The 12,334-nt window shown below is 60.3% G+C and carries 9 protein-coding genes and 1 tRNA gene; 9 read left to right on the forward strand and 1 reads right to left on the reverse strand.

What is annotated here, in order from left to right:
* Positions 1 to 116: 116 nt before the first annotated feature.
* The 8 genes from fdnG (at position 117) to AC3CHX_RS10660 (ending at position 10,087) form a co-directional block, all read left to right on the forward strand.
* Positions 117 to 3,188: a formate dehydrogenase-N subunit alpha gene (gene fdnG / locus AC3CHX_RS10625; protein WP_488643980.1), complete on the forward strand. Its 3,072-nt coding sequence runs from the start codon at positions 117 to 119 to the stop codon at positions 3,186 to 3,188.
* Positions 3,189 to 3,217: 29 nt separating this feature from the next.
* Entirely contained in the window at positions 3,218 to 4,144 is a 927-nt protein-coding gene (gene fdxH / locus AC3CHX_RS10630; protein WP_488643981.1) for a formate dehydrogenase subunit beta, read from the forward strand.
* Positions 4,141 to 4,830 carry a formate dehydrogenase subunit gamma gene (locus AC3CHX_RS10635; RefSeq protein WP_488643982.1) on the forward strand — a complete coding sequence of 230 codons (690 nt, stop codon included), beginning with the start codon at positions 4,141 to 4,143 and terminating at the stop codon, positions 4,828 to 4,830. Before fdxH ends, AC3CHX_RS10635 begins: the two co-directional genes overlap by 4 nt.
* A gap of 40 nt (positions 4,831 to 4,870) precedes the next feature.
* The gene (fdhE, locus tag AC3CHX_RS10640) at positions 4,871 to 5,881 is read left to right on the forward strand and encodes a formate dehydrogenase accessory protein FdhE (RefSeq protein ID WP_488643983.1); all 1,011 of its coding nucleotides are present in this window, start codon (positions 4,871 to 4,873) and stop codon (positions 5,879 to 5,881) included.
* Positions 5,878 to 7,329, forward strand: a complete 1,452-nt coding sequence (gene selA, locus AC3CHX_RS10645) for an L-seryl-tRNA(Sec) selenium transferase (RefSeq protein WP_488643984.1) — start codon at positions 5,878 to 5,880, stop codon at positions 7,327 to 7,329. Before fdhE ends, selA begins: the two co-directional genes overlap by 4 nt.
* Complete coding sequence (selB, locus tag AC3CHX_RS10650) at positions 7,326 to 9,260, forward strand: selenocysteine-specific translation elongation factor (RefSeq protein WP_488643985.1); 1,935 nt, start codon at positions 7,326 to 7,328, stop codon at positions 9,258 to 9,260. The genes selA and selB overlap by 4 nt, the downstream gene beginning before the upstream one ends.
* 13 nt (positions 9,261 to 9,273) lie before the next feature.
* Positions 9,274 to 9,366: transfer RNA gene (locus AC3CHX_RS10655), tRNA-Sec, on the forward strand.
* Positions 9,367 to 9,457: 91 nt separating this feature from the next.
* On the forward strand, positions 9,458 to 10,087 hold the full coding sequence (locus AC3CHX_RS10660; protein WP_488643986.1) for a GNAT family N-acetyltransferase: 630 nt from the start codon (positions 9,458 to 9,460) through the stop codon (positions 10,085 to 10,087).
* 236 nt (positions 10,088 to 10,323) lie between these two features.
* Here the strand turns inward: AC3CHX_RS10660 and AC3CHX_RS10665 are convergent, their stop codons facing one another.
* Entirely contained in the window at positions 10,324 to 11,124 is an 801-nt protein-coding gene (locus AC3CHX_RS10665) for a Fic family protein (protein ID WP_488643987.1), read from the reverse strand.
* 151 nt (positions 11,125 to 11,275) lie between these two features.
* Here AC3CHX_RS10665 and galE point away from each other — a divergent pair, with 151 nt between their 5' ends.
* The gene (gene galE, locus AC3CHX_RS10670; protein WP_488643988.1) at positions 11,276 to 12,307 is read left to right on the forward strand and encodes a UDP-glucose 4-epimerase GalE; all 1,032 of its coding nucleotides are present in this window, start codon (positions 11,276 to 11,278) and stop codon (positions 12,305 to 12,307) included.
* The last annotated feature ends 27 nt before the right edge of the window (positions 12,308 to 12,334 follow it).

Raw genomic sequence — 12,334 nt, forward strand, 5'->3', positions numbered from 1 at the left:
AGACCCAAGACCCAAGACCGAACAAGATGATGGGCGCCGGCCATTCCCACGGTCGTTGCAAAACGTGCTATATTTTTTCCGTGTTCCCTTCCACACGTCATTTAGAGGCCATCATCATGGTTCAAATGTCTAGGCGCCAGTTTCTTCAAGTCACTGGCGCAACGCTGGCGGGTTCCAGCCTTGCTCTGCTTGGTTTTGCACCGACAGACGCGCTTGCTGAAGTCCGGCAATACAAACTCTCCCGCACTACCGAAACCCGGAATACCTGTCCCTACTGCTCGGTCGGTTGCGGCGTCCTGATGTACGGTCTTGGCGACGGCGCCAAAAACGCCACGACCAGCATCATTCACATCGAGGGCGATCCGGACCATCCGGTGAATCGCGGCACGCTGTGTCCGAAGGGCGCGAGCCTGATCGACTTCATCCACAGCCCGGGTCGTCTGCTGGCGCCGGAGTACCGCGCGCCGGGTGCCGACCAATGGCAGAAAATTTCGTGGAACGATGCGCTCGACAAGATCGCGCGGCTGATGAAGCAGGATCGCGATGCCAACTTCATCGAAAAAAATGCCGACGGCGCTACCGTCAACCGCTGGCTGACGACCGGTATGCTGGCCGCATCGGCGTCGAGTAACGAGGTCGGCTACCTGACCCACAAAACCGTGCGCAGCATGGGGATGCTGGCGTTCGACAACCAGGCGCGTGTTTGACACGGTCCGACGGTGGCAGGTCTTGCCCCGACGTTTGGCCGTGGAGCGATGACGAATCACTGGGTCGACATCAAGAATGCCGATGTGATCCTGGTCATGGGCGGGAATGCCGCTGAAGCGCACCCATGCGGTTTCAAATGGGTGACCGAAGCAAAGGCGCACAACAAGGCGCGCCTGATCGTCGTCGATCCGCGCTTTACCCGTACCGCGTCGGTGGCCGATCTGCATGTGCCGATCCGGACCGGTACCGATATCATGTTCCTGGGCGCGGTCATCAATTACCTGCTGGCGAACGACAAGATCCAGCACGAATACGTCCGCAACTACACCGACCTGCCGTTTATCGTGCGCGACGACTTTGCGTTCGCCGATGGCTTGTATTCGGGCTACAACGAAAAACCCGGCGGCTATCCGGACAAGAGCACGTGGAACTACGAGATGGACAGCGACGGCTACGCCAAGGTCGACCCGACCCTGCAGCATCCGCGTTGCGTCTATCAACTGATGAAGACACACTATTCGCGGTATACGCCCGAGATGGTGGAACGTATCTGCGGCGTGCCGGCGGATAAATTCCACAAGGTCGCAGAGGCGCTGGCCTCGACCGCAGCCCCGGATCGTGCCGGCACGATTCTTTACGCGCTGGGCTGGACCCAGCATTCGACCGGGTCGCAGATGGTGCGTGCCGGGGCGATGGTGCAACTCCTGCTCGGGAATATCGGTATCTCCGGCGGCGGCATGAACGCATTGCGCGGACACTCGAATATTCAGGGGCTGACCGATCTTGGGCTGCTGTCGAACCTGCTGCCCGGCTACATGACGTTGCCGGGCGAGAAGGAACAGGATTTCGACGCCTATATCGCCGCCCGCGCGAGCAAGCCCTTGCGCCCCAACCAACTCAGCTACTGGAAAAATTACCGCAGCTTTCATGTCAGTTTCATGAAAACCTGGTGGGGCGATGCGGCCAAGCCGGACAACAACTGGTGTTACGACTATCTGCCCAAGCTCGACAAGCCGTACGATTTGCTGCAGGCGGTGGAGCTGATGCATCAGGGCAAGATGAACGGTTACATCGCGCAGGGCTTCAACATGCTCGGTTCCACACCCAGCAAACAGAAGGTCAGCGACGCACTGTCGAAACTGAAATGGCTGGTGGTGATGGACCCGCTGGCGGTGGAGACGGCCGAGTTCTGGAAGCCGCATGGCGTCTTCAACGACGTCGATCCGAAGAAAATCCAGACCGAAGTATTCCGCCTGCCAACCGCGTGCTTCGCCGAGGAGCGCGGTTCGCTGGTCAGCTCCGGACGCGTGCTGCAATGGCACTGGAAGGGCGTCGAACCGCCGGGATTGGCGCGCAGCGATCTGGATATCATGGCGGGCATCTTCCTGCGCATGCGCAAGATGTATCAGGAGGAGGGCGGCAAGTTCCCCGACCCGATTGTCAATCTGACGTGGCCGTATGCCACACCCGATAGCCCGACACCCGAAGAACTGGCCAGGGAATACAACGGCCGGGCGCTGGCGGATTTGTACGACCTGAAAGATCCGACCAAGCTGCTGGCGAAGCAAGGCGAGCAGCTGCCGTCGTTTGCGCTGCTGCGCGACGATGGCACGACCGCCAGCGGTTGCTGGATATTTTGCGGCGCGTGGACCCAGGCCGGCAACCAGATGGCGCGGCGCGACAATGCCGACCCGAGCGGCATTGGCCAAACCCTCAACTGGGCCTGGGCGTGGCCGGCCAACCGGCGGGTGTTGTACAACCGCGCTTCGTGCGATCTCAGCGGCAAGCCGTTCGACCCGAAACGCAAGTTGATCGGATGGAATGGCACCGCCTGGAGCGGCGTCGACGTGCCCGATTTCAAGCTCGACGAGCCGCCGGAAAACGGCATGGGGCCGTTCATCATGCTGGCCGAAGGCGTGGCCCGCTTCTTTGCCCGCGCTTCCATGGCGGAAGGACCGTTCCCGGAGCATTATGAGCCGTTTGAAAATCCGATTGGTTACAACCCGCTGCATCCCAAAAACCCGCTGGCCACCAGTAACCCGGGAGCGCGCGTATTTGCGCAAGACCGTGCGCAATTCGGCAAGCATGCAGAGTTCCCGCATGTCGCAACCAGCTACCGGCTGACCGAACATTTCCACTTCTGGACCAAGCACGCACGGCTGAATGCCATTATTCAGCCGGAGCAGTTCGTCGAAATCGGCGAGGATCTGGCGCACGAAATTGGGGTGGCGGCAGGCGATCGCGTCAAAGTCAGTTCGAAGCGCGGCCACATCATTGCAAAAGCGGTGGTGACCAAGCGCATCAAACCATTGACGATCGAAGGCAAAAAAGTGCATACAGTCGGCCTGCCGATACATTGGGGTTTCACCGGTGTCGCGAAACCAGGCTATCTGATCAATACCCTGACACCGTCGGTAGGCGATGGGAATACCCAGACACCGGAATTCAAATCGTTCCTGGTGAAGGTGGAAAAAGCCTGATCTGGGTGTGCTGACCAAGGAGATGCGAGATGGCAATGCAATCACTGGATATCCGGCGGGTGTCGGCCACCACGGTGCAGCCGCCTGCGGTACGCGAGCCGGCGGCCGGCACCGTCGCCAAGCTGATCGACGTATCGAAATGCATCGGCTGCAAGGCGTGCCAGACCGCGTGCATGGAATGGAATGATTTGCGCGACGAGATCGGCGACACCAACGGCACTTACGACAATCCGCGCGACCTGACCGACAAGTCGTGGACCGTGATGCGGTTTTCCGAATACGAAAATCAGGACGGCAATCTCGAATGGCTGATTCGCAAGGACGGCTGCATGCATTGCGAGGACCCGGGTTGCCTGAAAGCCTGCCCGGCACCGGGCGCCATCGTTCAATACGCCAACGGGATCGTCGATTTTCATGAAGAAAACTGTATCGGCTGCGGTTATTGCGTGGCCGCTTGCCCGTTCGACGTGCCACGGATATCCAAGAAAGACCATCGTGCCTACAAGTGCACATTGTGCTCGGACCGGGTCGCCGTAGGGCAGGAGCCGGCCTGCGTCAAAACCTGTCCGACCGGCGCGATCGTGTTTGGCACCAAAGAGGATATGAAGCAGCACGCCGCAGAGCGCATCGAAGACCTGAAATCGCGCGGTTTCGACAAGGCCGGCCTGTACGACCCGGCCGGTGTCGGCGGCACGCATGTGATGTATGTCCTGCATCACGCCGACCGGCCATCGCTGTATCACGGCCTGCCCGACAATCCGCGCATCAGTCCGCTGGTGTCGCTCTGGAAGGGCGTGGCCAAACCGCTGGCAGTCGCGAGTATTGCGCTGGCTGCGTTGTCCGGGTTTTTCCACTACACGCGGGTCGGCCCGAACGAAGTCAGTGAAGAAGAGGAACGCGAGGCGCAGGAAGCCGCCCGCAAAATCCAGGAAAGCCAGCAAGGAGAACCGGGATGAAAGACGCTAAAACATCGCCGCGCCTGATCGTCCGCTATAAGGCAGCCGGGTCCAAAGACGATCCATCATCGGCGCCCCTGATCGTTCGCTATTCGCCCAACGAACGCAGCAATCACTGGCTCACCGCGATCCTGTTCGTGTTGCTGGCGCTGTCAGGCCTGGCGCTATTCCATCCCTCGATGTTCTGGCTGAGCGCATTGTTCGGCGGCGGTCAGTGGACCCGGATTCTGCATCCGTTTGCCGGCATCGTGATGTGTGTGTCATTCGCGTTTCTGGTGTTGCGGTTCTGGCATCACAACCGGTTTGAAGAGGGCGATGTGCAGTGGCTGAAACAGATCGACGACGTACTCGCGAACCGTGAAGACAAGTTGCCTGAAGTCGGCCGCTACAACGCCGGCCAGAAACTGCTGTTCTATGCAATGGTGGCATGCATGCTTGGCCTGCTGGTGTCGGGAATGGTGATCTGGCGAGCATATTTCTCCTGGTATTTTCCCGCGACCGTTATTCGTGCAGCGGCGTTATTGCACGCGGTTTGCGCGTTTGTCCTGATCATTGGTATCATCATTCACATCTATGCGGGGTTCTGGATCAAGGGTTCGATCGGCGCGATGGTGCGCGGTACCGTGACCCTCGGCTGGGCCAGGAAACATCACCCGCGCTGGTTCAGGGAGAGCGTTAAAAAATAGCTCCCTGGCCGCGACTTGTTCTTTAGACAGGGAGTTTTCGGTGCAACGAATTCTTGAACGCGGTCAGATTGAATCCCTCGATCACATTGCCATTTTGCGCCTGCGCCTGCCGGCGGATGACGTATTTGGCGCGCGCGCCGCGCGCCTGCGGCGACTGGCAGCCGGCGCGGTAGTCGGCACCCCGGTCAGTCCTGCGTTAAGCGGCTATTTATTGCTGATGGCCGATCTGGTCGACGCCCAGGATGCCGTGTTCCGATCGCTGACGCTTGCCGACGCCGCGCTGCCCGATCAGGACGCGCTTGACAACGCGCGCCGGCATGCGATGCCGCCGCTGCCTGCGCTTGGCGCACGACCGTCGCTATGGCACGCGATTTTTGAACGTTTGCTGATCCGGCTCGACGCAATTGCGGCATCCCGGCCGCAGCTGGTTGCTGTGCTGGCGGCCTTGCACGCGCTCGATCATGCAGCGCTGGAGGCGCTGGCGGATGCGGTGCTGGCGCAGCGCGCCGAAAAGCTCGATCCCGCACAGGCGCCGTTTGTGGCTGCCGCGCTCCAGGTCCTGTGGACGTATCGGGCCGGCAAGTTGACGGCGCAAGACGTTCCCGCGCTGGAAACCGGCACCGTATGCCCCGTCTGCGGCGCGCAGCCGGTGGCCAGCGTGATCCGGATAGGCGGCCAGTCGCAGGGTTATCGCTACCTCCAGTGCGGGTTGTGCGCGACCGAATGGCATATGGTGCGCGTCAAGTGTTCGCACTGCGGGCAAAACGCCAAAATCGCTTATCAGGGCCTGGATCATCGCGGCGATGCCGATTATGTCGAGGCGAGCGATGCGCCATTGGTCAACAAGGCCAACGATCCGCAGAAAGTCATACGGGCAGAAACCTGCGACGACTGCCACACCTACCGGAAAATCGTGAATCAGGAGCACGACTACGAAGTTGAGCCGCTGGCCGACGATCTGGCCAGTCTGGTGCTGGATGTGCTGGTCACCGAAGCGGGTTATGCCCGCGCCAGCATGAATCCCTTACTCTGGTTTAGTGGTGCGGTATGACAACCCTGCAACCGGTGCCGGATGGCGATTGCGCATTCGCAGCACGTTTGCCGTCGGTCGAACGGGTACTCGCCGATGCGTCGTGTGCACCGCTGATTGAAGAATACGGCCGTACCCAGACGCTGGCGGCATTGCGTGCGCTGCTTGCCGAGTTGCGGGCGGACATGCTGAGTGGCACTTCAGGTGATGCTGCTTCAACGGACGCAACGGCGGCGGATGGCATTGCCGGACTGACGGCGGTGCTGGCCGGGCACCTGGCACGCGCCGCCATTTCGCCGTTAAAACAGGTGTTCAACCTTACCGGCACGGTATTGCACACCAATCTCGGCCGGGCATTGTTGCCGGATGTGGCCATTCGCGCCGTGGTCGATGCGCTGAGTGCGCCGATGAATCTCGAATTCGACCTGGCGACCGGCAAGCGCGGCGACCGCGACGATTTGATTGAAGCGCTGCTCTGTGAGCTGACCGGCGCCGAGGCCGCCACCGTCGTCAACAACAATGCCGCCGCGGTACTGCTGATGTTGAGTGCGCTGGCGTCGCGCCGCGAAGTAATCGTCTCGCGCGGCGAGCTGGTCGAAATCGGCGGCGCGTTCCGCATCCCGGACATCATGACGCGTGCCGGCGCCAGGCTGCGCGAAGTCGGGACCACCAATCGTACGCATCTGTCCGACTATGCGGACGCCATTGGTCCGCGCAGCGCATTGTTGATGAAGGTCCATTGCAGCAACTATGCGATTCAGGGTTTTACCAAGAGTGTAGAGATCGACCAGCTGGCACGGCTCGGCCGCAGCCACGGCGTGCCGACGGTGGTCGATCTGGGGAGCGGTACGCTGGTCGACCTCGCCCAATACGGACTGCCGCGCGAGCCGACCGTGGGTGAGACCATTGCCGCCGGTGCCGATCTCGTTACTTTCAGCGGCGACAAACTTCTTGGCGGGCCGCAAGCCGGCCTGATCGTCGGCCGGGCCGACTTGATCAAAAAAATCAAGCGGCATCCGCTCAAGCGTGCGCTGCGGGTGGGCAAACTGACGCTGGCAGCGCTGGAGCCGGTGCTGGCCTTGTATCGCAGCCCCGAATTCCTGCCGCAGCGCCTGACCACATTGCGGCTGCTGACCCGGTCCCAGCCAGCACTGCGCGCTCAGGCGGAAATGCTGGCGCCGCTGCTCCAGCGGGCGCTGGGACCGGCCTGTCTGGTGGCCGCCGAACCGTTGTTCAGCCAGATCGGCAGCGGCGCTGTGCCGGTCGACCAGCTCCCAAGTTATGGCCTGGCGCTACGCCTGCATGGCAGCCAACGGCGCGGGCTTGGGCAGATTGAAAAGATGCTGCGCGGATTGCCGCGTCCGGTCCTCGGCCGTATCGCCAACGATACGCTGTGGCTTGATCTGCGTTGCCTGGAAAGCGCTGATGAAGCGCAGTTCATCGCACAACTGACTCTGCTATCGCCATGATCGTCGGCACCGCAGGCCATATCGATCACGGCAAGACAACCTTGACGCGCGCACTGACGGGCGTGGATACCGACCGCCTGAAAGAGGAAAAAGAGCGCGGCATCTCCATCGAGCTTGGCTATGCTTACACGCCTTTGCCGAACGGCGAGGTGCTCGGTCTGATCGACGTGCCCGGCCACGAGAAACTGATCCACACGATGGCCGCCGGCGCCAGCGGAATCGACTTTGCGCTGCTGGTGATTGCCGCCGACGACGGCATCATGCCGCAAACGCGCGAGCATCTGGCGATACTCGAGCTGCTGGGGGTCGGACACGGCGCGGTGGCGTTGACCAAGATTGATCGGGTGGATGCGGATCGCATTGCAGCCGTCGAAGCCGACATTACTGCGCTGCTGGCAAGCACGCCGTTTACCGCTGCGCCGATTTTTCGGACGCAGGCAAACGCTGCGGACGATCCCGGCGTGGCCGCGCTGCTTGGCTATCTTGCGGGCGCGGCGCAGGCGCTGCCCGTGCGTCACGATCAGCGCCTGTTCCGGCTGGCGGTAGATCGTGTGTTTACGTTGCCCGGACAAGGAACGATCGTTACCGGCACCGCGCTGGCAGGAAGAGTCGCCAGCGGCGATACCTTGTTGCTGGCCCCGGCCGGCGAAGCGCTGCGGGTACGCAGCATTCATGCGCAGAATCGCCCGGCCGACAGCGGTTATGCCGGTCAACGGCTGGCGTTGAACCTGGCCGGCATTGCGCGCGAGCGGATCAATCGCGGCGACTGGATTCTGGCGTCGGCGCTGGCCGAATGCTCGGCGCGCATCGATGTAGAACTGCGCCTGCTGGCCGATGCCGGTCTGCCACTCAAATCATGGTCTCCGGTACACATTCATCTTGGCGCCAGCCATCGGACCGCGCATGTTGTATTGCTCGATGCCGATACCTTACTGCCGGGTCGGCAGGGGCGGGTGCAACTGGTATTCGACGCGCCGCTGCATGCGGTGCCGGGCGACCGCTTCGTGGTCCGTAACGCGCAGGCCTCGCGCACCATTGGCGGCCGCCGGGTACTCGATCCGTTCGGACCTGCGCGCAAGCGGCGCAGCGTTGCACGGCATGCGTGGCTCGATGCGCTCGCTGCTTTTGTCACGTCAGGCGACAGTGCTGCGTTACTTGACTGCAGCCCGCTTGGTCTGCGCCGTTCGGCGCTGGTCCGCCTGTCGCAGCTGCCGCCAGAGCGGCTGGCGCTAGCGCACGATACGCTCGACATCCATCTGCGCGATGGGGACGCGCTGCTCATTTCCAAAGCGGCAGCGGATGGACTTGCCGCCCGTGCCGTCGAAGCATTGCGGGCTTTCCACGCGAGCATGCCGGATGAAATCGGGCCGCAGATCGGACGCCTCAAGCGCATCGTCGAACCCGATCTGGACGACACACTCTGGCGCGCGCTGGTCGCGTCCTTATGTGCGGCGAAAGCGCTGGTGCAGCAAGGCCCATGGCTGCATCTGCCGGAGCATACCGTCGAATTGCGTGCCGATGAGCAGGCGCTGGCGACCCGCTTGCTGGCGTCGCTTGACGCGGCAGGATTCGACCCGCCGTGGGTACGCGAGCTGGCGCGCGAGCACGGTGCGAGTGAAACCGAAGTCCGCGATCTGTTGTGCAAACTGGCGAAACGCGGACAACTCAGTCAAATCGTCAGGGACCTGTTTTATCATCCGTCGCGCATCGCCGAACTGACGCGCTTGATCGCCACGCTCGCCGCCACTGAAGAAAACGCCGCCGCCCCGACCCGCCCGGTGAGCGCCGCCGTCTTTCGCGATGCGACCGGACTGGGCCGCAAACGCGCGATCCAGCTATTGGAATTCTTTGACCGCGTCGGCTATACTCGGCGCCTGGCTGACGCGCATGTGGTGCGGACCGACAGCCAGTGGGGAAACGGCTTCGCGTAGTTTCACAGTCTTCGGAGGGCACACGCATCCGGTGGTGCGGCCGGGCTTCAAACCCGGTAGGGGGCGTCAGCCGCTTCCTCGTAAGTTCGACTCTTGCTGCCTTCCGCCCTTTATCTGAGCAGGCCCTGACGATGTCCGGAAAATCGCCGTCGGACTGGCTGGCTTTATTTTCTGTTTTCTGAGAGCCCCCCCCCTAAATGTCTAGAGAAAGTTTGAAATTGGAAGGCGTTCCGCTTGAGGGGAATTTTGTCCGGTTAGAACCGTATGAGGAAGCCTTAAAAGCGGAAGTTTGCGTTGCCTTGGATTGCGACGCGGAAGCCTGGGACTTATTCGCCATGAGCGGGCAAGGCGATCACTTTGAGAATTGGTGGTCAAACATCGTTCGGCAAGTGGGCGCCGGGCAATGGATCGCCTATGCCATCCGCGACCTTTCTGACAGCAAGATCGTCGGGACGACCAGTTTCCTGAACATCAAGCCCGAGCGCCAGTGCGTAGAGATTGGCGCAACGTTCCTGCACCCGAATGTGCGTTCGGGTTACGTGAATGCAGAATCGAAGTTGCTCATGCTTCAGCATGCCTTCCTCTGTGGTGCGCGACGAGTGGAACTTCTTACTGATCTTCGCAATGCCCGAAGCCAAGCTGCAATCGCAAAAGTGGGCGCGGTGCGGGAAGGCGTGCTGCGGCGAGATCGAATCACTTGGACCGGTCATGTCCGTGATAGCGTTTTGTTTGCGATCACCGATCTTGATTGGGCTGGTGTCCAGCACAAACTACAGGCACGGCTGTCCATTTCGGAGACGACTCGCGTCCTTGGCGAGTATGTTTAGAATCGCTGACGGACTTTGCGATCCGTTTTTTGAGACGATCCCTGGTTGAATACGCTGAGTGCGGTTTCGTGGCGGCGTTCCAGTTGATCCAACTATTGATGTGTCCGGGCAAATTAGACCACTACACTTCTCCGGGTGGCGTTCGCCCGCAAAAGTGGCCGAGGCCTCGAAATTTTCTAACTTTTCCCGAAAAATCTTCACTTTTTTGGAAAATCCACACCCTATATCGAAGAATCCTAACTTTCCGGAGTCGGCTGTTCGGCCTTTCGCGTTTCGAACGCCTGGCGAACTAATTCCTCGATGCGGTTGAGCGCATTTTCCGGAAGGTGGTAATACTGCTTCCTGCGGTTGGCCGAGAGCGTGCCCTTGTTGGACTGAATTATCCGGATGAGGGTAGAAAGGTCTTTCTGGGCTAGGTCCAGCTCGATGTTCAGTTTCGCAAAGGCCAGGTTGTAGCCCTGCAACCAAGCGAGTTCGCGCGGGATTTCCTCCTGAACGGCCTGCTTAATCACGGCATGGAGAAACGCCACCTCCCGGTCCGCTTCGAAGAAGCGGTAGGAACGACTGCCTGGCGCGCGCAGGATGATGGGGGCAATGTCGCCGCGGCGGTAGTTCCAAAGTGCCGTCACCGGCTGGGAAAAGGCGCTCAGAACGGAGTGGTAACCCGGGATGTTCTGCTCGATAACCGCGGATACCGGGATAACGGTCTCCGGCCCCATGAGCGAGGAGCGTGCCAGCACGTGCTGGATAAAGAAGCGGTGCAGGCGGCCGTTGCCGTCCAGGAAAGGGTGCAGATAGACGAAGCCGAAGGCGGCGCAGGCGGCCTTGACCAACACGTCGGTGCAACGCTCATCATCGTTAATGAAGGCCTCCCAGCCCTGCATCACGCGGGGCAGGTCCTCAATCGGTGTTGGAATGAAGGGGATGCGGCCGGAGCTGTCTTCCAGCCAGTTCTGCTTGGTACGGTAGGACGCTTCCTGGCTATAGACGTCGCGCACGATGACGTTCTGCAGTTTCACCAGCCATTCTTCGGTCACCTTGACAGGCTCTCCAGCACAAAGGACAAAACAATGTGAGGAGCAGAAATCGTTCAAGCGTGTAACATTCCGGCTATATACACATATATTGCCGCATTCAGCTCGTTATTCAGCGCAGGCATTCACTCCCTCTTTTCATTTTTAGGACAGTATGAATATTTCTGACAAGTCAACCATTCTCCTGACAGGAGCAACCGGCTATATAGGCTCCCATACGTGGGTCGAACTGCTTAACGCGGGGTATGAAGTTGTCGGCGTCGATAACCTCGTCAACAGCAGTCCGCTCGTTCTGGATCGTATCAAGCAGATCACCGGAAAAAAGCCACATTTTGTGGAAGCCGACCTGCGTGATCGCGGTACGACTGAACAGCTGTTCACCGACAACCCGATTACCGCTGCAATTCATTTCGCCGCATTAAAATCGGTAGGCGAATCGGTCGCCAAACCGGTCGAGTACTATGCCAACAACCTTGGCGGCTTGCTGACGTTGTGCGGCGCCATGCAAGGCGCCGGCGTGGATCAATTTGTGTTCAGCTCGTCCGCTACGGTTTACGGTAATCCCGCTACGGTTCCGATCCTGGAAGACTTTCCGCTGTCCGCTACCAATCCCTATGGCCAGACCAAGTTGATGGGAGAACAGATGCTGCGCGATCTGGAGCACTCCAGCAATCATTGGAAAGTTGCTTATCTGCGATATTTCAATCCCGTCGGTGCGCACGAAAGCGGTTTGATTGGCGAGGATCCGCGCGGTACGCCAAATAATCTGATGCCTTATATCGCCAGGGTTGCTGCCAAACGCAGCAAAGTGTTATCTGTATTTGGTAGCGATTATCCAACAGTCGACGGTACCGGCGTACGCGACTATATCCATGTAGTCGATCTCGCAAAAGCGCATCTTGCCGCGCTGGACTACCTGCAGCGAAAAGGCAAAAGTTTCACCGCGAACATAGGAACCGGATGCGGTTACAGCGTGCTTGAAGTCATCGCCGCCTATGAACAGGCCAGCGGCCAACCGGTGCCCTACGACATCGCCCCGCGCCGCCCGGGAGATATCGCGTCGTGCTATGCGGATCCCGGGCTGGCAGCGGAGCTGCTCGGCTGGCGTGCAGAGAAAGACCTGCGTGCAATGTGTGAGGATTCCTGGAGATGGCAGTCGCTGAATCCACAAGGTTTCGTTGCGTAGATGCCACGTAGATGTCGTTCCGCAGCT

It is taken from the genome of Glaciimonas sp. OK215, from assembly GCF_057787885.1.